This is a genomic window from Enterococcus mundtii (assembly GCF_013394305.1).
GTDB lineage: Bacteria > Bacillota > Bacilli > Lactobacillales > Enterococcaceae > Enterococcus_B > Enterococcus_B pernyi.
Map to the genome: position 1 here is coordinate 3,017,108 of NZ_AP019810.1, position 24,562 is coordinate 3,041,669.

Sequence of the window (24,562 nt, forward strand, 5' to 3'; positions counted from 1 at the left end):
GGAGTAAAAGTGATGGCAATTGAAGTAAAAGTCCATAAAGATGTACGCGAATATAAAGAGCGGATCGTAGCAGGCATGAGCGTACGGCAATTAGGCTTTCTGTCTGTCGCAGGGTTGACTAATATCGTGATCAGTTTTGTGTTTGTTCGTTTTTTTGGCTATTCCATGGACGTAATCAGTTGGTTGATGATTCTCGTTTCAATGCCAATCGTCGCTTTTGGGTGGCTAAAAAAAGAGGGACTGCCTTTTGAACGCTATTTGAAATACTTTTTTATTTACCATTTTGATCAAGGAGTAATTGTTTATGAAGAATCTGATACGTCCCAATTTCATGAAAGTGAATTTCAGACAAAACAAGAATAAGAAAAATATGCAAGAAGAAAAAAAATCTTTTTTACTTTTTGAAGAAATCTATGATAACGGTATTTGTCTAATTTCTGAGAATGAATACTCGATAACGATTAATATTGACGATATAAGTTATCAGCTTTGTTCCGAGGAACAACGTATGCAGAATTTTATTAAATATTGTGAGTTTTTAAATTCTTTAGAAGCTTCTATCGATTACAAAGTCACACTGGTAAAAAAGAAAAAAACAGTCGAAGAATTAACTCATGTGCTTTTTAAAGAAAAGAATGAACGTTATGATGATAAATACCGTCAAGAAATGAATGACTATCTAACAGCGAAAATCAACGAAAAGAAGAATGCGTTTGAAAAGAAAATTTTTATTACCTTTACTCAAAAACATGAGAATCAGGAATTTGCTGAAAGAGAGTTGCTCTTGATTGCCGATCAAATGGATCTATTCGCTCGAAAAATTGGTTCTAGCATCCATATTTTAAAAGGGGAAGAACGCAAAGAATTGATCGGTCAAATCCTAAATAATGAGAATCATACATTACTACCGAAACAAGTCGATCTTAAATTAGATAAACACCTGATCAGGATCGATGACAAACTAAATCAGACCCTCTATCTGAATGGTTATCCTGCCGAACTATCAGATGAATGCTTGACAGGACTTATGGAGATTGATGAGGAAATCACTCTTACAGTGAGTTGTAAACCGATACCGATGGCAAGTAGTTTCGATTTAGTAAAGACTAAAATGGCTTATATGGATCAGCAGAAAGTGGATGAGCAGCGTAAAGCCTTAAACAGTGGGTACGATTATGACATGCTACCATATGATCTAACTTATTCTCTAGATGAAGCAAAAGAGCTTTTAGATTCATTACAAAGCAAAAGCCAGAAACTATTTGAAGTAACTGTGTTGATCAATTTCTACGCAGATAATCAGGATAAATTAAATAAGATCGCCAGTAAAATCAAGTCGGTAGGACGAAGATTTGGCTGCACGATCATTGAACTTGCTTATTTACAGAAGCTTGCTTTAAATACGAGTTTACCAATTGGAAAAAATCATGTTCCATTGAATCGATTATTAGCCACATCGGCGGTTGCTGCATTGATGCCATTCTCAATTTCTGAAATGCTCCATGAGAACGGAAATTATTATGGAATCAATTCAGTGACAAAAAATCTAACGATTCTTGATCGAAAGAAACTAATGGCACCAAATGGATTTGTCTTGGGGACACCAGGATCAGGTAAGAGTTTCTCTGTCAAACGAGAAATCGTTAATGTTTTACTTAGAAACAACAAAGATGAAGTGATCGTCATTGATCCTGAATCGGAATATCAGCATATTTGTTCAGAATTTGATGGTCAAATGGTTCGATTGGCTGGTAATTCAAACACCTGCATCAATCCAATGGATATCAATAGTAACTATGGCGATGAGTCAGACCCAATCGCTTTAAAAACCCAGTTTTTGATTTCACTTTGTGAACTGATCACTGGAGGTATTTTAGGATTATCTTCCCAACAAAAAACAATCATCGACCGAGTATGCCGAAAAATTTACCAAGAACAGACGCAGTTACCGACATTAAAAAAGTTTTATATGGCGTTAAATGCACAGCCAGAAGAAGAAGCAAAGCAATTGGCGATTGAATTAGAACTTTACACAGAAGGTAGTCTAGCACTATTTTCTAAAAAAACAAACGTGGATCTGAATAAACGTTTGATCATTTTTGACATCAAAGATTTAGGAAAACAACTCAAGCCGTTTGGAATGTTAGTTGTGTTAGATCAAATTTGGAACCGAATCACGTTGAATCGAGAATCAGGAATTCGTACATGGTTATATATTGATGAATTACAGTTACTCTTCACAAATGAGTATTCTGAAAATTATTTCTTTGAATTGTGGAGTAGGGCAAGAAAGTGGGGCGCTATACCGACGGGAATCACTCAAAATGTAGAGACGCTATTGCTTTCGGATCTAGCTAGAAGAATGCTTTCAAATAGTGACTTCGTTGTCATGTTCAATCAAGCAAAATCTGACCGCTCAGAATTGACTCGTTTATTTGATATATCGGAAGAGCAGGAGAAGTATGTATTAAATGGGAGTGAAGGTACTGGATTGATGGTGTTTGGAGACACGATCATCCCATTTGAAGACCGTCTTCCTAAAGAAACGAAGCTTTATCAAATTATGACGACTAAACCTGGTGAAGAGGTAAAGACAAAGCAAGAATATGAATGAGACATACGATGGGAATAAACAAGAAAATAACAAACAACAAGATTTGTTATCGATCAAAATAAAACGTGTCAGTGCGAATGAGCAAAACAAAAAAGCATTGAAGAAACGAATTCGATTCAAAAGACGTCAACAAAAGTTAGCGAGAAATAAAAGAGACAACTTACAGTTGAAAAATAGAAATATTGTTGATTTCAAACAACGTATGGTGAATAATCAGTCAAGAAAAGATCCATTAAGTAAAGGCGTAACAAGCAAAAAAACGAACGACAGTGGTTTTAAAAAGCGCCATCTTATGACAAATAAAAAAAAGTTAAACAAAATAAACAGAAATAAAAAACATAGTACCACTAGAGAAAAGGCCTATTTCATAAAGAATAAACATCGCTCACCTAAAGAAATCGATCATGCGCTTTTAGGAATAAAAAAAAGAAAAAGTTCAACTAATAATAGTAGGACGAATCAGCGAATTCAGCTCTCCTCTGAAAAAATCAACAAACAAAAGCTAGGATCAAAAAAATTTTATCATAAGAAACAAGAAAAGCTTGACAAAAATATTCTCAATCTAGCTGGAATAAAGAATACACTTACTGCGACTAAACAGACCAGAACTAAGAAGCTTGAAGAGAAACTATTCGGCATCAAAGACAAACTTGAACGTAAACATCAAGTATTAAGTAACTCCAACAAAATCAAACGATTAAAAAAGCAAACGAAGATTCCATCGAAAAAGAAATTCAAACCCAAACTGAAAAAAAATCTGGCACAAGCAGCAATAGATACAGTGGGCAGGAACAAAGAAGGCGAATTAAATATTCTTGGGGTTCTTTTAGTCTTATTGATTATTCTCAAACTGATCCTTATGTTATTGTCCGTCAAAGTGATGATGATCTTGGCGGTCGTGATTGTCGTGATCGTCGTGATTATCGCTATCTTTAATTTTATCGCTAGTATATTTACCATAAAAACAGAAGATATGGCATTAGCAGAGGCATATGAGCATGTCACATTTTTGGATGCCAGAATGAATAAAGAAGTACAACAGGTTTTTGAAGATTTTTCAGAAAATTCTGAAATTGAAGAAGTTTATTTCGTTGTAAATGGTGTGGCAAGACCAGATAATAATTTTTTGTATAGTTCTGATGCAGATACTTATCTTTATTATTTAAATGCAAAATACGAAAACTATGATATCGAACAACGAATTTCAGCAGACAGTAATCTTTTTGGTGCAACGAGAGTCCGTGGAGAAGTAGAAGGAATCCATAGATATACCTTTAGTTACACGACAGAAATCGAAACAAGAGAAGTTCCGATCATTTATCCAGAAGAAGATGATGGAACTGAGGAAGGACCAGAAGAATCAGAAGACGATAGTGGAACTGAGGAAGGACCAGAAGAATCAGAAGACGATAGTGGAACTGAGGAAGGACCAGAAGAATCAGAAGACGATAGTGGAACTGAGGAAGCACCAGAAGAATCAGAAGACGATAGTGGAACTGAGGAAGGACCAGAAGAATCAGAAGACGATAGTGGAACTGAGGAAGCACCAGAAGAATCAGAAGACGATAGTGGAACTGAGGAAGCACCAGAAGAATCAGAAGACGATAGTGAAACTGAGGAAGCACCAGAAGAATCAGAAGACGATAGTGAAACCGAGGAAACATCAGAAGAAGACGATGAAACCTCGGAAGAAACAAACGATTTAGAAGAAGAAATCGAAGAATCAGAGAATGAAGAGGAAGGCTCAACATATGAGTCGCAAATAAATAGAAATCCAAGTGACGAACAACCAGATCCACCTATCGATGAAGATCGGCCAACTCATCGAACAATCAAAGTGGCATTGATCAATATTGAAATCAAAACAATCAGTCAGTTTATTGATGAAAATTCAGACACTCTCTCAGAAGAAGAACTAGATAAGTTTGGTCCGATCCAGGAATTAGATCGTTTTGAAAATAAAGTATTTTTACAAAGTCCTTTTGGTATGAATCAAGATGCCATCGTTGTTGAAAAATATGGCTATCGTGGATTAAATGAAAGAAATAAACACAATTATATTGAATTACTAGCTGAAGCTGGTACATCAGTTTATGGACTTGACAATTCTGGCTCAGGAAGAGTTCATGCAGTTGGGAATAATTCTGTTACTATCAATACTTCTTTAAATAAAAGGGTTGTTTTATCTCCATTAAAAAATATCAAAGTGAGAAATAGAGATTGGGTCGATGCCGATACACTGATAGGAGAAACGACTGGAAATTTGAGGGTTGAAGTTATTGAACGTCGAACCCTTCGGCCAAATCGCAATATTTATCCGTCTGCTTATATTTTTGATTTAATATTTCAATATCCGTCTGAGATAGATGGATTCACCAATAATTCGTCAAGATCAATTTCAGGAAGTCTTAAGAATCCAGGACAAATGATTTTACAATGGGAACATCTTGTTCGAGAAGCCTGTGAAAAGTATGGGATTCCAGAATATGTCAATATGATCTTGGCAATCATCCGAGTAGAGTCTGGTGGGGATGCAGAAAGATTTCCTGATATTATGCAAGCTAGTGAATCACAAGGTTTAGCTCCTAATACAATCGAGGATCCAGAATTATCAATTGATCGAGGAACTCACTATTTTTCCCAGTTATTAGGTAAAGCGAGAACCTTACATCTTGATGATCGTGCGGCTCTTCAAGCCTATAACTACGGAGAAGACTTTTTAAATTGGTTAGCAACTACCAATAAACAATATAGCTTTCTACATGCAGAGCTATATGCAAGAAAAAAAAGCAACAGACAAATCGTTCGTTATACTCATCCCGTAGCTGTAGCCCATGGATTTTCCTGGCGATATGCTTACGGAAATATGTTCTATGTACCTATTGTTACCAATTATCTCTGGCTCGAAAACTCAAGATTTCTTGAGACTGCGATCAATGAGATTGGTACTTTTCATGGTGATAAGTATTGGAGATGGTATGGTTTTGAAGGAAGAGTTGAATGGTGTGCGATCTTCGTAAGTTGGGTAGCAGATCAAGTCGGGTACCTTAATCAAGAAAAAATAATAAAATCAGCAAATTGTTTAGAGATGATCTACTGGTTAACGGAAAAAGGAAACTACAGAAAAATTTCAGAGAGTTACCACCCACAACCAGGTGATTTGATTTTCTTTGACTGGAATGGAGGTGGTACAGGGAAAGATCATGTGGGAATCGTGGAATTTACAGATGGAAATATCATCCAAACCGTCGAGGGCAATACTTCCAATAAAGTAGCCAGAAGAACCTATTTCCTCAATGATCCGAGCATTTCGGGGTACGGTATTCTTCAATAAAAAAAGAAAAGGGCGAACAATGAAACGATTAAAAAATATAGTTGAGTCAAAAGAAGGAAAAAGAGTCGTGATAATAGCTAGTGTCATTTTCATCACAATGTTCAGTTTTATTTTCTACTCGATCTTTTTTCACCATGGAACAAATGGAAATTCAAAAACTACTGCGAGTAGTGAGCGTTTATCTTTTAGTGAACAAAGAGACGAGGAACTAAATCTAGTAGAAAGAAACGAAGCTTTAGTTTATCGAGGGATTTGGTATTCTGATCGAGCAGATGGCATGGTTCTGGAATTAAAAAATGACGGAACTTATCAAAGTACCAGTTGGCTCACAACGGGTCAGTATCGCTTAGTAGATACAAAACTTGTTCTAACGGACAAAGAGAAAGAGGAAGTTTCTTTTGAGCTGATGACTAGATTAGGAGAAACGATCTTCTTTTACGAAGACAATGAAGGTGACACTACCTATTTTTATCCAAGTGTTGAATTGTTGGAGAAGGCGAAAGAAATGATTGATTCTGGGGAAGATGAAGCGAATGAGAGGATCAATCAAAAATGGAATGACGTTTTACTTCAAGGTAGTTGGACGAATACGACGATGAATAGTCATGTATTGGTTGATTTTACAGAAAATACCTTTGTCCAACGAAAAGTGGAAGACGGTAAAGAAATAAGTCGAACGTTTCACTATCGCATCATTTCTGAAGATGTTTCTGAGACATTATGCGTGTTAGAATTGTCAGTCACCGATGAAAATTCAGCAGTTAAAAAATTTGAGATCACATTAGAAGAAACACAATTTGGTTATCGCATGAATTCCCTCCCAGGAATGTTTTTATGGGTAAATGATTACGAAAAACCACATCAAGCAGTGCGATTAACTCAAACAGGTGTATTTAGAGAAGAAAATACATCTTTAGAACAATTGCTTGAACATCGCTTGAATGGTTAATCGCCTCTGAAAAAATTCTTCATTGAATGGAGGAGACCGATGTTTTATAAAAATTTTGAAGACTATCTTAAAGAATATCTATACAAAGATATTTCAATAAAATCAGTAAAACCTTATGAAGAAAAAGTATTCAATGAGTTTCAAGCAAAAGCAATATCGGATAGTAATCCTGAAACTTTGAGAGAAGAGTTCCACTTCGTTCTAGACTTGATTTCTTCAAGAAAAAAAGTGAACGAAGAAAAGACAAATGCATTAAAACAGTCATTTGAAAGAATGCTCCAAGACATTGATCCAACAGACTACAATACGTTGAGATTCTCGATTTATAAATCGCGGATGATCGTCTTAAAAGAAAATAGACGTGAGCAAGAAATAAGGAAAAAAGATGCGACACCTACTTTTACGTCAAACACAACATTACAAGCATCTGACGAATTAGTAAGTCCTAAATTAGTGGCGGAACAAGAAAGAAGATTTGCAGAACGAACAATGCTAAATAAGAGAGGCAATGTGAAGCAGGAAGGTTTCTCCAATCAGCAGATCGAAGAGAATGGCACTATGCACGAAAATTCTGTCCACACTACGAATCAATCAACAAAAGTAGAGTCGCATAACAGTCTTAAAGTGAGTGATTTAAAACAACAGTTTGAAAAAGAAACTTCTTATAATAAAGAACCCCATTCAGCTGAAGTACCATCAGGGACAGTCAACCGATTGCGCCAATACTATGAAGGTCTGAATCATTCAACAAATGATCATTCATCATTAGAAAGTCGAAAGTCGTCTAGATGGAGAACCTCGCAAACGAATGATTCACCGAATGTTCAAAATAGGCAAAATCAACCGACAGATCGACAGAACCAAAGAAATGAAGGAACATCGTCCTATCAAAAAGCTCCTCCATTAAAAGGTACTAGCGAATTGGTGGGTAGAGGAAAAGAACGCACAGTCTATACGAATGAATCTTCACCCACAAATAAAGCAGAGCCGAATCAAACCGGCATGACGAACGAAGAATTTCAAAGACGACGAGACCGGTTTGGCCATATGGCTGGAACCAGTAACCAACCACCAGTTATCGAGAGAACGAACCAAAGAGAACCGGATAATTATCAGACAGCTACTTATCAAAATCCACCTAGGCAGCAACGAAGTAGTGAGGTAGTGCAAGAAGGTCAAGCTAGTAGGATAGATAACAATGATTCATTAAGGACAAACAATGCAGAATGGAGTCAAACTGGTAGGGCAAACGAAGAATTTCAAAGACGGCGAGACCAATTTGGCAATATGCCTGGACCAAGTAATGAACCACCAGTTAGAGAGAGAACAACCCAAAGCGAACCGAATAACTACCAGACAGCTGCTTATCAAAATTCACCTAGGCAGCAACGAAGTAGTGAGCTAGTGCAAGAAGGTCAAGCTAGTAGGATAGATAACAATGATTCATTGAGGACAAACAATGCAGAATGGAGTCAAACTGGTAGGGCGAACGAAGAATTTCAAAGATATCGAGACCGATTTGGCAATATGCCTGGACCAAGTAATGAACCACCAGTTAGAGAGAGAACAACCCAAAGCGAACCGTATAATTATCAGACAGTTGCTTATCAAAATCCACCTAGGCAGCAACGAAGTAGTGAGCTAGTACATGAAGGTCAAACTAGTAAGATAGATAACAATGACTCATTAAGGACAAACAATGCAGAATGGAGTCGAGCTGGTAGGACTGACAAAGAATTTCAAAATCGTCGTGCTCGATTCGTAAACCTGACTAGTACAAGCAATGAACCAGCGTTTTCCAAGAAAAAGGGTCGTGGAGAAAGTGAACATCAAGGAACTTCTTATCAAAGAGCTACCACCCTGCATGGCAGTAGCGAAATCGTACGTAAAGGAAACGGAAGTGCAGTTCATACGAATGATTCAGCATCTGCAAACGAAACAAAATCGAATCAAAACGACATGACGAACGAAGAATTTCAAAACCGTCGCACTCGATTCGAAAATTCCAGTGTAAAAAGTGATAACCACCTTGCATCAGAATCCACGGGTCGAGTGAAAGCAGTGAGAGATCAGTTTGAAAATCCGAACGCCTTTAGCAATGAACGATCAATTCCAGAACCCACGGGTCAAGTGAGAGCAGCGAGAGAACGGTTTGAAAAAGCGAATGAGTTTTCCAACGACCGCCCAGTTCCAGAATCCACGGGTCAAGTGAGAGCAGCGAGAGAACGGTTCGAAAAAGTGAATGCCCTTCGTGATGAGCGACCAGCTCCAGAATCCACGGGACGAGTGAGAGCAGCGAGAGAACGGTTCGAAAAAGCGAATGTCCTTCGTGATGAGCGACCAGCTCCAGAATCCACGGAACGAGTGAGAGCAGCGAGAGAACGGTTCGAAAAAGCGAATGTCCTTCCTGATGAGCGACCAGTTCCAGAATCCACGGGTCAAGTGAGAGCAGCGAGAGACAGGTTTGAAAAAGCAAATGAGTTTTCTAACAACCGCCCAGTTCCAGAATCCACGGGTCAAGTGAGAGCAGCGAGAGACCGGTTTGAAAAAGCGAATGAGTTTTCCAACGACCGCCCAGTTCCAGAACCCACGGGACAAGTGAAAGCAGCGAGAGATCGGTTTGAAAAAGCGAATGAGTTTTCTAACGACCGCCTTGCTCCAGAATCCACGGGTCGAGTTGAAGCGATGCGAAGACAGTACGAGTCCAGAACTGGGAGAGAAACTGAAGCTAGTGTATCTAATGAAACATTACAGCAACAAAATGGCTTGGCTAACGAGACATTTCGCCAACATCGGGGCCAATTTGAAAATCCTGCTGTAAAAAGTAGTGATGGACAAAAATCGGAAGAAAGTGTTACATCCGATCAACTAGATCGTAGAAAAGAATCAAGCAACCAACCTACTGCTCTCTCTGCTGATCAAACAGGTATTGTTGATGGTAACACAAAAAAAATCCGTGAATTGTTATCTGATAAACTCAAATTTAATCCAATAGAGAAAGAACCACCTGAAACAAACACTCAAACAGATAGTTCCAACGTGCCAGTAGAGGAATCTTCCTCAGACACTCAAAACAGCCAAATGAGAAATCAGATGAGTGAAGGTGGGGAACCGAAACCAACGAAACTGGATGAAGCGAGCATAGCCACTCGAGGAATGGATAAAAAACAGTCGGAAAACATAACTGATCCTTTAGATAAACATGGAATAGACGCTAGTAGTAGTACTCTTGGTTTAAATGAGAATGCTTCAGAAAAAACGGATAAAACTACAGAAACCGATTTTATGGATGACGATATAGAATTGCCAGAGTCAGGACCGCATACACAAAAAAAGAAAATCCACACAAAAAAAAGCCGAGCCATTCAAATCGGAAGACTTTTGTTGAACTTACTACCATTAGCATCTTGGCCGTTAATCAGTATGTGGGTAACTGGCATTTTAGGTATCGTTCCAGCTTACCTTGCTATGTATGGACTACCACTAACTCTGTTTATTTATGGTACTATTTTGACTGCCGTTTATGGGCCAAAACTCATCAACTATATTCGTAAACTTCGTTCTAGAATACAAAACTATCGCCAGTCAGAACGAAGTCGCCAGAGAAACTTAGAAGATCGAGTGATTGATCCAAAAGAAAAATCGATTCAAAGAGAAACTGCCGCTCATGAGAAAGAAACAGCAAAAACAAAACAACAGAATCACTCATCAGAAAAAGGCAGTCCTGAAAATTCAGAAAAAGACAAATCTGTAAAGGGTTATTTTAAAAGAAATTGGAAATCTCTCGCCATCATCTTTGGTGTTGGGATAGTTGTAGCAGGAATTGGTATCGCACTGACACCAGTAGTAGCACCATATATATTTGCGATAGCCACTTCAACTCCTTTATTTATGTACAAAGTAACTTCAGTTATTGCAATGGCACTTGCGGTTTCCTTTGGTGTGACTGCCTTGAGTAAAGGACTGCATGCACTACAAAGAAAGTTTTATAAAAAAGAAGATCAAACATTAGAAACCACGACACAAAAAGAAACAATCGAAAAAAATTCTTTAGAGGTAGATAAGAATTTTGATAAAGCCTATGAAACAGTGGATAAAAATGATCTTGCACCTGTTCATGATAATTCTTCAATAAAAAGTGCTGAATCGAAAGAAGATGGAATGAAAGTGGCTAATGCCGAAACGAAGTCAACGGATAAAAGTCCGTATGCATGGGTCTATGGTCAAGAGACAGAAAATAAAACCCAAAATGAATCGAATCGTTCAAGTCGGTCGAATTCCTTCAATACCCATGAAACACTTCATGTGAAAGCGGATATTCATGAGCCACCATCACAGTCAGCTCGTGAAAACCGTGCGACGAATCAATTAAGTGAAGCTGCAAGACATCGGGTGAATACTATGAAATCTGAAAGTAATCCACAGATTGCTGAACAGAATAAAGGAAACAATCGTCAGCCAGCCGTCAAAGAGGCATTTGATTCAATCAAACAAAAAGCAATTTCAAAGAGTAATAATGTCAGTGGCAAGCCCCTACTGAAAGGTCAAATATCTTTTGAAAAATAAAGAATACGGAGAGAGATCCAATGAATAAAATCAAACTAATGAGCATATTTAGCGTCATCTTATTGCTCTTGCATTTTCCAGTGAGTGTTTATGCTGCTTTTAACGATTATATGCTCGATGAAATCCATCAAGGAAAGAGCTTACGAGCATGGTTGTATGACGAAGGAGAAAACGCAATCTCTCAACAAATCATTGCTATACCACAAATAGATGGTTCTTTAGGGGTTGATGTGGGAGATAGTGTGAGTTTTCCGATTAATATTCCAACCTATGCCCTGGTAACAGATCGAGGTGGCTGGATTCCAGCACTGACGGGAGGCAAGAGTGGAAATACACCTGTACCCAATTACTTTTATACTCAGATGCATTATGGAAACGCACCTAATCTGACAGGTAATTTTAGTATAGGTGATGTGACCGCGACAAATCTTCCTTCGGGAGTGACCATTAGCAGGGTAGTTGGCCCGACTACGGGAAATCTTACAAGAGTTGATGTGACAGTTACTAGGACTCAGGTGAGTGCTACAAATGGTCATACTAACTCAATCAATCTTAACTTGAGTTCGCTTTATTTAGATACATGGGCAATTGATCCAACAACTGCTGATTTTTTTGGAAATAAACCGATTAATGTAGGGGGTATTACACTTACTAATCTTAATTTGGGCACATTGTCATTGCGAACAAAAAATTCAATCAGAGTGAGATATATCGATGAGGCAGGGAATGAACTCCGAGATCCGTTAGTGGAACAAATGGATGTTGGACAAAACTATGCGTATACACCACCAGTCATTCCGGGATATACCTATAGCAGATTATCTTCTGGAAGTGCAAGTAATTCTGGTCAGATGACAGCTGGTCCGGAAAGACTTGTTGAATTTATCTATACAAAGAATCCAACGGTAGGTGGAACGATCACAGTGAACCACGAATTTATCGGTGATCCGACTATGAACAGCAGTGAGCGATTCACAGACGTAGGAAATGTGGGCGATCGATTTGAGTTGACACCTAGAACGGAAACCGGTTGGCAAGTAAAAGGTGAATTGCCACAAGTAACAGTGACGGAACAAGCACAAACAGTAACCATCCAATATGAACGTCAAACCGGCGGAGCAATCACAGTGAACCATGAATTTATCGGTGATCCGACTAAGAATACGAGTGAGCGATTCACAGATGTCGGTAATGTAGGCGATCGATTTGATTTGACGCCTAGAACAGAAGTTGGCTGGCAAGTAAAAGGTGAGTTGCCACAAGTGACAGTGACGGAACAAGCACAAACAGTAACCATCCAATATGAACGTCAAACCGGCGGAGCAATCACAGTGAACCATGAATTTATCGGTGATCCGACTAAGAATACGAGTGAGCGATTCACGGATGTCGGTAATGTAGGCGATCGATTTGATTTGACGCCTAGAACAGAAGTTGGCTGGCAAGTAAAAGGTGAGTTGCCACAAGTGACAGTGACGGAACAAGCACAAACAGTAACCATCCAATATGAACGTCAAACCGGCGGAGCAATCACAGTGAACCATGAATTTATCGGTGATCCGACTAAGAATACGAGTGAGCGATTCACGGATGTCGGTAATGTAGGCGATCGATTTGATTTGACGCCTAGAACAGAAGTTGGCTGGCAAGTAAAAGGTGAGTTGCCACAAGTGACAGTGACGGAACAAGCACAAACAGTAACCATCCAATATGAACGTCAAACCGGCGGAGCAATCACAGTGAACCATGAATTTATCGGTGATCCGACTAAGAATACGAGTGAGCGATTCACGGATGTCGGTAATGTAGGCGATCGATTTGATTTGACGCCTAGAACAGAAGTTGGCTGGCAAGTAAAAGGTGAGTTGCCACAAGTGACAGTGACGGAACAAGCACAAACAGTAACCATCCAATATGAACGTCAAACCGGCGGAGCAATCACAGTGAACCATGAATTTATCGGTGATCCGACTAAGAATACGAGTGAGCGATTCACGGATGTCGGTAATGTAGGCGATCGATTTGATTTGACGCCTAGAACAGAAGTTGGCTGGCAAGTAAAAGGTGAGTTGCCACAAGTGACAGTGACGGAACAAGCACAAACAGTAACCATCCAATATGAACGTCAAACCGGCGGAGCAATCACAGTGAACCATGAATTTATCGGTGATTCGACTATGAATAGCAGTGAGCGAATCACAGATGTTGGCTATGTGGGCGATCGATTTGACTTGAAACCTAGAATAGAAGCCGGGTGGCGAGTAAAAGGTGAATTGCCACAAGTGACAGTGACGGAACAAGCACAAACAGTAACCATCCAATATGAACGTCAAACCGGCGGAGCGATCACAGTGAACCACGAATATATCGGTGATCCGACTATGAATAGCAGTGAGCGATTCACAGACGTAGGAAATGTGGGCGATCGATTTGACTTGACACCTAGAACGGAAACCGGTTGGCAAGTAAAAGGTGAATTGCCACAAGTAACAGTGAAAGAACAAGCACAAACGGTAACGATCCAATATGAACGTCAAACCGGCGGAGCGATCACAGTGAACCACGAATATATCGGTGATCCGACTATGAATAGCAGTGAGCGATTCACAGACGTAGGAAATGTGGGCGATCGCTTTGAGTTGACACCTAGAACGGAATCCGGTTGGCGAGTAAAAGGTGAATTGCCACAAGTGACAGTGACGGAACAAGCACAAACGGTAACGATCCAATACGAGCGTAAAGTTGGCGGTCAAGTAGTCGTCAACCACATTTTTGAGGAAGCACCTGAAAAAAATCGAATGGACATTCTACTTGGACGTTGGGGAGAAGCTTTTAAGGCGGAGCCAATGCAAATAGCTGGTTGGGAAGTGAAAGAAACCATCGGCCAACCTACAGGTGTATTTACAGATGAGGAGCAAGAGATAAATTTCATCTATGTTAGAAATGAGGAGCAGCCGATACCAGAGGAAGACAAACCTAATGATAATAAGGAAAAGCACCCTGAAACAAAACCGGTGGACCAAACAACTGACAAAAAAACTTCAACTAAAAAGAATGATGGGGTCGCAATCAGAAGAAAAGAAGAGAAGCGTTCGCTACCAAGATTGAATAGTCAAGCAGGAATTTCCTTAACTGTAGGAGGGACGTCAATCGTTGCATTTGTCTTTTGGAAACAACTAAACAAGCGAACTAAATGTAAAAACAAATGATACCAATCATTGGCTTAAAGGAGGAATTTAATGATCACCAATGAACAGCCTGATCCAGAGGTAAAATCGCTGCAAAAAACATCGTTGAAAACACCTAAATATGGTTTTATGGGACTAAAATATTTAGGAAGATTTGTCGTCAAGGTGACGAAGATGATCAAAAATAGAATCACAAAAAAGAAAGAAAAAGAGCAATCACCTTTAGAAGCATCTGCTAACACGACAAAGGCAACTAAAAAACAACCTGTCAAGCTGGAAGCTACGAAAGAAAAAGCGCCTGTTGTAAAAAATATCGCAACAAAAACCAATCGGAATCTTTTTCAGTTTTTATACAAATTAGGAGCGAACTTCATGAAGTTTGATCTATTAAAGAGTATAAAAACACTCGGAATCGGAGCTACATCTTCACAACGAAGAATTAAATCAGCCGAAGTCAAGTCAGAAAAAGCGGTAAAACAACAATCCGTTGCTAAAGTCAAAAAATTAAGTTTTGCTACAGTAAAAAAAGAGGCGATCAGTAAAAGTAATAAAATCAATCAATTATCAAAAAATAATCAGTTAACAAGAAGACCATCATTGCAAAGATCATAAGGAATTTTCATGATCAATTTGAACCATCCTGATTGGAGGAGAAAGAATGGAACATGAGCGTATGAGTGATGAACAACGAAGAATCGGCCGCGAAACTAAGCGAATCCAAACTATGAAAAGGATAGAAGAAAACAAGAGAGAGCAAGAACGCGTTTATTTGGAGAGTGTTCGATCGTCAGAGGGATTCAAACGTTCGTTACTAAAGAAAAATAAAAAATAGGAAATAAGTCATTTTGTTCATAAATAATTTCGCAAAGACAGATAAAGGATTTCTTTAAGAAAGTGGGAATGATAATGGATGCACAACTCGCAAAATTAAACCAAAAAATTGCACGTATAAAAGATATCAATGATCCTGAATATGATCGCTTAGTAGCAGAGAGAAATAAGCTGCGACAACAAATCACTGCACAGAATGAAAGACAGTCAACCGCTACATCTAGTACCTCTATAGCTACTGAGGTAAAATCAGACCCTGAGAAGATTGAGCAATTAACGGAAAAAATCTCACGGAAACAAGCCCAAATAGACCGCCTCAAAGATTTGAGTGATCCTCGCTATGAACAATATGAAGCGGAGAAAGCACAGTTGATTCAAGAAAGAGAAGCAGAAAGACTTAAATCAGATCAGGGTAGTAAATTGACAAAAAGAATAGACGTATCTAACCAAATGAAAGAGACGGCACCAATCGTTCAAGCAGATTTAAAACAAGCCAAAAAAATGATCCATCATGAACTTGACGATCAATTTGAAAAATTATCTGTTTTTTTTGATCAATATAAATTTCAGTATGATTCAGCAAAAGATGAAAAAAATATCAATGAGTTAGGTGATAAAATCGCAATGCATAAAAAAAGATATGACTTGAAGATGGATGCTAGTTTCAAGGATTCGGATTTTTATGGCAGGTTTAAACAACATCAAACACAAAGTGAATTAGCACTTGGTAATTTCATTGAAAACTGGAAAGAAAATCAAGGATACTATCGAGATACTCATTCCGTTTTTGAAAACATCCATGAATTAAAAGAAACAATTATAAAAAATCATAGTTTAGAGAAATACAGTATGAAAGTCATCACGAAACAAAATGAATTAACCGAATTACAAAGTAAAAAACAGCGAATCAATTTTTTTAGTAAGTATATTTTTAACCGCGCAAAATATCGTCAATTAAAAAATCAGATCAGTGAATTGAAAAATGACTTAAATATCGCACAAAAAGCTCGATTACTAGCCATGAAAGGCGATTATTCAAAGGCAGAGGCTTTATTCAATGTGAGTGATCGCACGGGGACGTCTCATGAAGTGAAGCAACGAAGACTGACGCAAAAAACATTAACACCTTCCTTAGCGACAAATATCGCCGGTCCCAGTAAGCTACAAAACAAAATGGAAGCAAGCGTAAACAAATCAGCAGAAATCATGCAACGCAAAAGTTCAGAGAAATTGCGTAGTTCTTCCCCTAAAGAGCAACGCGCATAAAAAAAGTATCTCTAATCGCTAAAAATTTTATCGATTAGAGATATCAATGATTAATTGTCTGATGAATAGTCACGTTGTTAATTTATAAGAACTCTAACAAAGAAAGAATATTCGCTTGTTGCAACAGCTAAAAGTTAAGGAGTACCAATGAAAAGCAAAATAAATAGTAAAAAAATAATCATCTTAATGACTGTATTAGTGATTCTTTTGACCCATCTACCTTTTCATTTTGCCTATGGATCAGAAACTAGTGAACTTGCACCCGAAAGCCAAAATGATCCAAGTTTAGGAGTAGAGAGAAATGCAACAATCACATTTGAAACAAGCCCTTCAGAAGGTGGTAGACCTAGTTATATACCTCATATAACTCCGCCAGGGGGAGATTTATTATACACTATCAGTGCAAATCCGAACCAAGGGTTTCGTTTTGTTCGATGGGAGCTAATCAACGGATGGAATGCTTCGATAGGCAATCTAAATGCAGAAACAACAAGTCTTACTATCTCTACTGATGGCCCTATAGGACCACCAGTGCATGAGACGATAACGATACGAGCAATATATGAGAGGGTTTACAATTTAACTTTCCAATCTTCTCCAAATGCTGGAGGAAATCCAAGAGCGGATCAAACAATACTGGCACAAGGTGAAACGACCACGATCCATGCCAACGTTTCGAATGGATATCGCTTTGTTCAATGGGAACTTGTTTCTGGAAACACGACTATCGCAAACCGAACGAGTCAAAGTACATTCATTACGATGGGGGCAGGAGATTCGTCCATTCGAGCAGTCTATGAACAAATCACTCATAGTGTGAGTGTGCAGGCCAATCCAACGATTGGTGGAAATCCTACGGTTTCAGCTTCATCCGCTGCCCAAGGAGCAACCATCAATTTGAATGCGAATCCAGCTGTCGGATATCGGTTTGTCAATTGGCAGTTTCTAACCCAAAACGGAGCGACGATTACAAACAGTAATCTTGCGAATACCAGTTTACGAATGGGTACGGGACCTGTGAGCGTTCAAGCCAATTATGAACGCTTGCAACAAGGCAGTGTCGTCGTAAGGTATGTGGACGAAGAGGGTAATGAGATAGCTCAAAGCGATATTTTAACGGGATTTAGCGGAGAAGCATATCGTACAGAAGCAAAAGAAATCGAAGGGTGGGAATTGCTTGTTGCACCGGAAAATGCAACAGGGGTTTTCACGAATGTTGAGCAAATAGTCACCTATACTTATCGGAAGAACCAGCAGTTATGGGGAACTGTCCCTTGGGAATACGACGAGGCAACGAAAACGATCCATTTGTATGGTGGAATCGGTGGATCGGTCCCAGAAGCGCCATGGAAAAGCCATTCCGAAGTTGAAACGATCATTGTCACCAACGAGGTATTTTTACCGGAAAATAGCGCATCTCTTTTTAACGGAGCAAGACAGTTAGAAAGTATTGAAGGTGTAGGGAATTTTAATACATCTAAGGTAACGAATATGGATGAGATGTTTGCCCATACTTTGGCGCTAAAAGAGCTAAATATTAGTCAATGGGATGTGTCTAATGTAACTAGCATGAGTCACACATTTGCTTGGATGACCAATTTAAGAAAGCTAGATGTCAGTCAATGGGATGTGTCAAATGTGACAACGTTGACTCATGCATTTGCGTGGACATCCAACCTTGTTGATATAGATGTTAGTCAATGGAATGTTGGTAAGGTTTCTAGCATGAGCAATTTATTTATGTCTTCCTCTTCGCTAGCTGAATTAGATTTGAGCAATTGGGACACAAGAAATAAAAATATCAGTGGCATGTTCTATCTTGCATCAAGACTTTCATCCCTTAAATTAGGAGAAGAATCAGTTATCGGAAATACCAGCTTACGAAATATCGTTCCTACAGCGGAGTATACAGGACGATGGGTGCTTGAAGAAAGTTTGGATAGTTCAGTTCGAACCATCGCGTTTGAGAATTCAAACGAATTTATGGCAAATTATGACGGAAATCATCCAGGAACTTATGTATGGGAGCGTTCTCGTCCGGAAGAATTAGTGGCAGCATTAGAGCCATTAAGTGACCAATCAACAGCAATCACTGGCTGGATGACAGAAGTAACGGATAATCGAACGATCACCTATCAAAATACAGCGGGACAAACGGTCACTGTAACTAAAGAATCACCGAGGATCAAGTGGGGAGATTACCAAGATGCAGATCAACGGATTCGACAGTTTGAGATACCCTTAGCAGAAAATGAGCGTTTAGCAACAGACACAGAGGTAACGCTCACTGTTGCTAAACCATCCGTCGAAACAACTGGTGATTTGACGATTGACAAAAAGGTAATCAAAGGTCTCGACTACACTGCAAATCACTTCACTTTGGAGCGTAAGAAGTTAGAGGCATTAACCAGTCAAGCAGAACTCCATGAATTGATTCTGAAGGAAAGTCAGGCAACAGCACACGATGTTTTGACACAGGACGATCGCAGTCAGGAAATTAAAATCGTGGCTACAGATTTAACCAAGGATGAAGTGGACGATGGCACGTATTTCGCTACATTTCAAGTAGGGAACAAAGCCTATCAATTTACAATAGGCATTGATGTTAATTCGAAGATCCATCATCTAAAAGTTTCCATACCGACGAAAATGGTGTTCGAATCCCTCTACCAAGGCGAGGAAACTAATCGTGAATTTGTTAGTCCAGATTACGAGATCCGTAATCATTCAGATCTTTCTGTTGATACGTATGTAAATCAGTTCATTATTGAAGATGATGCAGGGGTCACCTTGTTAAGGGAGGATGAAAATCCTTTAGATCACGCGCCATTGCAAGAAGGACAACCGAAAAACTTCTCTGATATCAAACAACCACTATTGGAATTACAGTTGATGTCTAATGAAACCAAAATTTCTTTATATGGACGAAGAAGTGAACAACGCTTGGCACAAGTTGCACCATACTCAAGTGTCCCTTTCCATTTGACCGGTCGATTTTATGGGCCCTATCCTAAGTGGATCTCGGAAAGTGACAATGAACAAGGGGGTTATTATCAAGATTCATTCGTTCCTACCTATCGTATGATTTTACGATTTGTTCCCAGATAGAGGGCATAAATGTACGAGATAAAAGAATGATAATAACTAGGAGACGTTCAACCAATGAGTAAAACAAAACGAAGGAATCAACAAAAGAAACGACGGAAGAACGGCGTCTTATTATTGTTTGTTTTTTTAATGGTGATGGCTGTTGCTAGTTGGTATTGGTTTAGTCACGAAGGACCCACTCCAGTTATCAGCGCGGATTTGTTACCTGAAATCGGTGATGCGAGTGATCTACGGATTTCTGAGCGTGCGCAAGAACTAGCAGATGCAAATTATTTCACCTTGCAGATCAACCCAGAAGCAGTTTTCGAAAATGGCAGAAGTCGTGGATCGTTCGAAATCGTCAATCCTGGCACGAATGTTTATCCGATTGCGGTCGATATCACGATCAATGATACGAAAGAAGTGATTTATTCTTCTGGCGCGATTTATCCCAATCAATTGATTGAAGAGGTGTATTTGAAGCGACCTTTAGAAAAAGGAGAATATCCTGCAACAGCGACAGTCAGTATCTATGATCCAGAAACCAAAGAAAAACAAGGCGTAACCGAAGCAGAAATTAGCATATTGATAAAAAATTAATCCAATTTAAGTGAGGCTACCTAAATGAAAAAAGCAACAAAATTAGTATTAAGCATTCTAACAATTACAGGAGTATGTATTAGTGGAATTACCGCTTTTGCTAGTCCAGTCCAAACCATCGATGGGCGAGAAGGCGCAACTTCTGGAGATATCACTATAAAGGGGATCATCGGTGAATTTGATAATACAAAGCCTGGTCCAAATCCAGAAAATCTCGATCAATGGATCAATGTGACCCTACCGACGACAGCTATTTTCCGGACAACAGAAGAATCTGAGCATAAAAAGATTACTTCTCCGGCTTATCACGTGACGAACCATTCTGCGCTAAGTGTGCGAGCTTCCGTTTCAAATGTGACAGAAGTCAAAGAAATGAGCGAAGTGGATCGACTAATGATCAATACGATCGAATTATTTAAAGACGGAGTTTCGACAGTTGCAGCTACGCCTTTATTCACCTTATCTGGTAATGAGGGGAATCATACGGTTGGTAACTTCCGATTTAGTGGGGATGCGGCACCGAAAAATGCTTCCGTAGAAAGTAATCCGAGTTTTAAACTAGTATTAAATTTTGCAGTAGAGGATTAAAGTAAATGGAAAATCTACTATCAGATAGTAAGATGAGGAAGTCTAGAAGTAAAAAATGGCAAATTTTATCGGTACTACACATACTTCTTATTATCAGCTTATCCTTTTCAACCCTAGTTAAGGCAGAAGAGGTGCAATCCACTCACAATATCAGAGTATCTGGTACGATTGGATCGACTGTTGAAGAAACAAAAGAAACAAATAAGCATCAGACACTAGTCGCTGATCTTTCTGCGATCACTCAAAAAAATCTACCGGAAACTGGAACAGTAGTAAATCAACGAATCGTTTTCTTAGGCTATCTATTGATTGGAATTTCTGGGGAGTATTTTTGTTTTGTAGGAAACAAAAATATCCTATTGAATACTTTAAATGATCAAGCTAGTAGGGCAATGATCATTGAAAAATAACAGAAAACGAGTAAACAAAAAAGCCATCCGCAGAGGATGGCTTTTTTCTATTGGTCAATCACTACTGTTTCTTGACGAAGCTCGAGTAGAAGGTGCAGTTCGTGTCCCGCTGTCACCGCCAGCAGCATTTGTATCTTCAGAGCTTGATGGCGTAGCAGAGGATTCAGGTGGTGCTTCCTCGCTAGAAGAGGCTGGTGGTTCTGTAGAAGGCACACTACTTGGTTCAGTTGGTTCACTACTTGGTGGTGTCGACTGTTCAGAGCTACTAGGTTCAGTCGTTGAGCTTGTAGAAGTCTCAGGAACAGTTTCACTAGTTGAAGAGTCTGGAACAGGAGTTACAGGGACGACCGCAGATGAAGAAGGAATCGTCGTTGAAGGCACCGTAGCGTTTGAATTGCCAGATGATGATGCATTTCTAAAGAATAATTCACCACCAGAACGGTACAGTCCGCTAGGCATCGTCCAATCCGTATTTGTCACATTTGCGGAGACAAATTTCATCAATTCGCGATAAACATCTGAAGCTACATCTGTTCCAGTGGAAGTGATCGGAGTCATTTTATCATTGTATCCCGTCCACACAGAAATTGCATAATTCGGTGTGTAACCAGCAAATAAAATATCTGGATAAACGCCCGTTGAGGTACCTAACTTAGCATATTCCTCGTCCGTATAATTAGATGTTCCTGTTTTACCTGCTTGAATCAACCCTGGGATTGCGGCATTCGTACCAGTTCCGCGAGTAATCGTATCTTTCAAGATGTCAGTAACCATATACGCTGTTTCTTCAGACATCGCTCTCGTTCCTTCTGGTTCAAACGTTTCTTCAGTGCCATCTTGGAAAACGATCCGATTAACGTATTGTGGTTTATAGTAAGTGCCACCGTTTGCTAAGGCAGCGTATGCTGCGGCCATTTTTTCAGAAGAAGCACCGTATTTTGTACCATCTTGTTGTTCAGTATTACTTGAAATCGCATTTGACTGATGGATCGTGCTATATTCGATCCCTAAGCTACTCAAGAATTCTGCGACTTTATCTGCGCCAACTTCATTGAAGAGCTTGACTGCCGGGACGTTTCTTGAAAGGTATAACGCTTGGCGCAAGGTGACCATTCCCATGTAACGGTTGTCCCAGTTCGAAACAGGAATAGAAGTTCCTTCATAATTGTAAGGTGCATCGGCGATCAATTTGCCAGTAGAATAGTTCAATTCTTCAAATGCTGGCGCGTAGTCAGTGATCGGTTTCATGGTTGAACCAAAGTCACGAGAGGTATTAACAGCCAAGTTATTACCTAAAGCGACATCATCCGGAATGTTTCTTCCACCGATCTGCGCGGTGACTTGTCCAGTATTGACATCGATCAACGTAGTGGCAACTTGCATTTGATCATCTGGATATGCAACGTATTGATCTGTATTCACTACATCATATAAGTGTTTTTGGGCATTCAAGTCTAAGTTCGTATAAATATCTAAGCCATCGGTATAGACATTCTTGTCTGTTTTAGCATGGACTTCATTGATGACCTCTTTGACATAATTGTCGACGATCCGTGTATTAGTGTCTTCTTGGGTTAATTCTTGTAAACCATCCGTGATCGGTGTGTTGATCGCTGTATTGTACTCTGTTTGAGAGATTTTTTCGTTTTGGAGCATCGTGTACAAGACAGTGTCACGACGTTTTTTTGCTTGCTCTGGAAACTGGTAAGGATCATAAGCTGACGGTGCTTGAGGCATTCCTGCTAAAAGCGCGGTTTGCGGTAAATTCAATTCGCTTAATGTTTTTCCAAAGTAAGATTGAGCCGCTGTTTCCATGCCATAAAGACCGTTAGACATATAGACTTTATTGACATAATAGGTCAATATCTCTTGTTTTGATTTCGTTTGTTCCAGTCTGACAGCCATCCAAGCTTCTTGGGCTTTACGTCTGATTGTTTGGTCTTCGGTACTAGTTGAGAAGAAAGAGAGCTTGATCAGCTGCTGAGTCAACGTACTACCACCCTGTAAGCCGCCAGATGTAAAGTTGGATAATGCGGCACCGATGATCCGAACAGGGTCGACACCGATATGTTTGTAAAATCTTCGGTCTTCGACTGAAACGATGGCATCTTCAAGTGTCTTTGGCAGTTCGTTGGCAGAAATTTTCTCTCTTTTTTCCGCCCCTAGATCCTCAAACAACTCGCCATCTTTTGTATAAAGTTTTGACGAAACTGTTGCATCCAGTTTTTCGTCGGTCAAAGCAGGAGCATCTTTGGCATAAAACCAAAAAAGTCCGACCCCTGCGAGAAAAGCGACACAGATCAAGGAAAGACCAATTAAAAGAATACGTGTGATCAATCCTTTTCGATCTTTTCCAGTGCCTTTTTTCGTTGATTGTTTTCCTCTTTTCTTTGGAGAAGAAGAGGAGGTGCTTCTTTTAGAAGATCTCGTTTGATTAGTTGGCATTCTTTGGTTCTCCTTCATTAGATTCTAAGTACTGGTCGATTGCTTGCAAGTATGGAACACGAGGGGCAAAGCCACTTGGAATCTCGATTCCTAATTCTTCGATCAATGAAAGCGGCAAGGATTTTCTTCCTTGTGTCTGTTGTTCGTGCCAATAGTGGATTAAATGTGTACTATCTAAATAAAAACAACGCTGTAAGGTAGAAAACCATAAAAGGACAAAACAGATTCCTCCTTGTTTTTGACAAGCTTCCATATGTGAGATTTGATGGGGATGAAAATTTTTAAATGGAAATGAAGTTTTGTTTTTTGTCTCTTTTGCTTCAAAATCCAAATAGAAACCTCGATAGACACCGTTATAATCAGTTGTGGAAGCTTGTGTAAAATAAGCTTCTTTAATGACAGCGGCACTACGTCGAGGGTAGTCAACTTTTACGATTTGAACCGGTGTTGGCTTTTTATGGATAACGGCCATTTGATGTGCCAGGTAATACTCGTTGCTTTCATTGATGGCTTCTTCAAATCGCATCCCGCGATTGCCAAACTCCGTATTTGGGTTCCTTTTTACTTGTTTTTTTTCTTTGGACGAGGCATCCTTGATATAAGGACGGCCATTTGGATAGCGTAAAACCATGATCGAATCACTCTCCTAGGCCACATTATAGCAAAAAAGCACAGAGAAAGAAA

The 24,562-nt window shown here is 39.3% G+C and carries 15 protein-coding genes; 13 read left to right on the forward strand and 2 right to left on the reverse strand.

Going from position 1 to position 24,562, the window contains the following annotated elements:
* Nucleotides 1-12: 12 nt before the first annotated feature.
* From HZ311_RS14470 to HZ311_RS14530, 13 genes are all read left to right on the forward strand, one after another.
* A complete protein-coding gene (locus HZ311_RS14470; RefSeq protein WP_023519588.1) occupies nucleotides 13-363 on the forward strand; it encodes a PrgI family protein in 351 nt (116 codons plus the stop codon).
* Nucleotides 305-2,614, forward strand: a complete 2,310-nt coding sequence (locus tag HZ311_RS14475) for a VirB4-like conjugal transfer ATPase, CD1110 family (RefSeq protein WP_023519589.1) — start codon at nucleotides 305-307, stop codon at nucleotides 2,612-2,614. The genes HZ311_RS14470 and HZ311_RS14475 overlap by 59 nt, the downstream gene beginning before the upstream one ends.
* Nucleotides 2,607-5,948: a lysozyme family protein gene (locus HZ311_RS14480; protein ID WP_178946783.1), complete on the forward strand. Its 3,342-nt coding sequence runs from the start codon at nucleotides 2,607-2,609 to the stop codon at nucleotides 5,946-5,948. Before HZ311_RS14475 ends, HZ311_RS14480 begins: the two co-directional genes overlap by 8 nt.
* A 19-nt stretch (nucleotides 5,949-5,967) precedes the next feature.
* Entirely contained in the window at nucleotides 5,968-6,897 is a 930-nt protein-coding gene (locus HZ311_RS14485) for a hypothetical protein (RefSeq protein ID WP_023519592.1), read from the forward strand.
* Between the two features lie 39 nt (nucleotides 6,898-6,936).
* On the forward strand, nucleotides 6,937-11,463 hold the full coding sequence (locus tag HZ311_RS14490; protein WP_178946784.1) for a hypothetical protein: 4,527 nt from the start codon (nucleotides 6,937-6,939) through the stop codon (nucleotides 11,461-11,463).
* A 20-nt stretch (nucleotides 11,464-11,483) separates the two neighbouring features.
* Nucleotides 11,484-14,672 carry a MucBP domain-containing protein gene (locus HZ311_RS14495; RefSeq protein ID WP_178946785.1) on the forward strand — a complete coding sequence of 1,063 codons (3,189 nt, stop codon included), beginning with the start codon at nucleotides 11,484-11,486 and terminating at the stop codon, nucleotides 14,670-14,672.
* Nucleotides 14,673-14,702: 30 nt separating this feature from the next.
* Nucleotides 14,703-15,263, forward strand: coding sequence for a hypothetical protein (locus tag HZ311_RS14500; RefSeq protein WP_023519595.1), 561 nt, complete (start codon nucleotides 14,703-14,705; stop codon nucleotides 15,261-15,263).
* 46 nt (nucleotides 15,264-15,309) lie between these two features.
* Nucleotides 15,310-15,483 (forward strand): hypothetical protein, encoded by a 174-nt coding sequence (locus tag HZ311_RS14505; RefSeq protein WP_023519596.1) that lies wholly within the window; start codon nucleotides 15,310-15,312, stop codon nucleotides 15,481-15,483.
* Between the two features lie 74 nt (nucleotides 15,484-15,557).
* Nucleotides 15,558-16,748, forward strand: a complete 1,191-nt coding sequence (locus HZ311_RS14510) for a hypothetical protein (protein ID WP_178946786.1) — start codon at nucleotides 15,558-15,560, stop codon at nucleotides 16,746-16,748.
* Between the two features lie 147 nt (nucleotides 16,749-16,895).
* Nucleotides 16,896-19,856: a BspA family leucine-rich repeat surface protein gene (locus HZ311_RS14515; RefSeq protein ID WP_178946787.1), complete on the forward strand. Its 2,961-nt coding sequence runs from the start codon at nucleotides 16,896-16,898 to the stop codon at nucleotides 19,854-19,856.
* 129 nt (nucleotides 19,857-19,985) lie between these two features.
* Nucleotides 19,986-20,435: a hypothetical protein gene (locus tag HZ311_RS14520; RefSeq protein ID WP_404852097.1), complete on the forward strand. Its 450-nt coding sequence runs from the start codon at nucleotides 19,986-19,988 to the stop codon at nucleotides 20,433-20,435.
* Nucleotides 20,436-20,459: 24 nt separating this feature from the next.
* Nucleotides 20,460-21,023 carry a hypothetical protein gene (locus HZ311_RS14525; protein ID WP_023519601.1) on the forward strand — a complete coding sequence of 188 codons (564 nt, stop codon included), beginning with the start codon at nucleotides 20,460-20,462 and terminating at the stop codon, nucleotides 21,021-21,023.
* A 5-nt stretch (nucleotides 21,024-21,028) separates the two neighbouring features.
* Complete coding sequence (locus tag HZ311_RS14530) at nucleotides 21,029-21,433, forward strand: hypothetical protein (protein WP_178946788.1); 405 nt, start codon at nucleotides 21,029-21,031, stop codon at nucleotides 21,431-21,433.
* 54 nt (nucleotides 21,434-21,487) lie between these two features.
* Here HZ311_RS14530 and HZ311_RS14535 read toward each other — a convergent pair whose 3' ends face one another.
* Both HZ311_RS14535 and recU read right to left on the reverse strand, forming a co-directional pair.
* Nucleotides 21,488-23,878: a PBP1A family penicillin-binding protein gene (locus tag HZ311_RS14535; RefSeq protein WP_023519603.1), complete on the reverse strand. Its 2,391-nt coding sequence runs from the start codon at nucleotides 23,876-23,878 to the stop codon at nucleotides 21,488-21,490.
* Nucleotides 23,868-24,509: a Holliday junction resolvase RecU gene (gene recU, locus HZ311_RS14540; protein WP_010735547.1), complete on the reverse strand. Its 642-nt coding sequence runs from the start codon at nucleotides 24,507-24,509 to the stop codon at nucleotides 23,868-23,870. Before recU ends, HZ311_RS14535 begins: the two co-directional genes overlap by 11 nt.
* Nucleotides 24,510-24,562: the final 53 nt, after the last annotated feature.

Bases quoted from the DNA above. Each gene is read 5' to 3' on its own strand.
- HZ311_RS14470 (WP_023519588.1), top strand. From the start codon at position 13: ATGGCAATTGAAGTAAAAGTCCATAAAGATGTACGCGAATATAAAGAG.
- HZ311_RS14485 (WP_023519592.1), top strand. From the start codon at position 5,968: ATGAAACGATTAAAAAATATAGTTGAGTCAAAAGAAGGAAAAAGAGTC.
- recU (WP_010735547.1), bottom strand. From the start codon at position 24,509: ATGGTTTTACGCTATCCAAATGGCCGTCCTTATATCAAGGATGCCTCG.
- HZ311_RS14475 (WP_023519589.1), top strand. From the start codon at position 305: ATGAAGAATCTGATACGTCCCAATTTCATGAAAGTGAATTTCAGACAA.
- HZ311_RS14495 (WP_178946785.1), top strand. From the start codon at position 11,484: ATGAATAAAATCAAACTAATGAGCATATTTAGCGTCATCTTATTGCTC.
- HZ311_RS14490 (WP_178946784.1), top strand. From the start codon at position 6,937: ATGTTTTATAAAAATTTTGAAGACTATCTTAAAGAATATCTATACAAA.
- HZ311_RS14505 (WP_023519596.1), top strand. From the start codon at position 15,310: ATGGAACATGAGCGTATGAGTGATGAACAACGAAGAATCGGCCGCGAA.
- HZ311_RS14525 (WP_023519601.1), top strand. From the start codon at position 20,460: ATGAAAAAAGCAACAAAATTAGTATTAAGCATTCTAACAATTACAGGA.
- HZ311_RS14520 (WP_404852097.1), top strand. From the start codon at position 19,986: ATGGTGATGGCTGTTGCTAGTTGGTATTGGTTTAGTCACGAAGGACCC.
- HZ311_RS14535 (WP_023519603.1), bottom strand. From the start codon at position 23,878: ATGCCAACTAATCAAACGAGATCTTCTAAAAGAAGCACCTCCTCTTCT.
- HZ311_RS14530 (WP_178946788.1), top strand. From the start codon at position 21,029: ATGGAAAATCTACTATCAGATAGTAAGATGAGGAAGTCTAGAAGTAAA.
- HZ311_RS14480 (WP_178946783.1), top strand. From the start codon at position 2,607: ATGAATGAGACATACGATGGGAATAAACAAGAAAATAACAAACAACAA.
- HZ311_RS14515 (WP_178946787.1), top strand. From the start codon at position 16,896: ATGAAAAGCAAAATAAATAGTAAAAAAATAATCATCTTAATGACTGTA.
- HZ311_RS14510 (WP_178946786.1), top strand. From the start codon at position 15,558: ATGGATGCACAACTCGCAAAATTAAACCAAAAAATTGCACGTATAAAA.
- HZ311_RS14500 (WP_023519595.1), top strand. From the start codon at position 14,703: ATGATCACCAATGAACAGCCTGATCCAGAGGTAAAATCGCTGCAAAAA.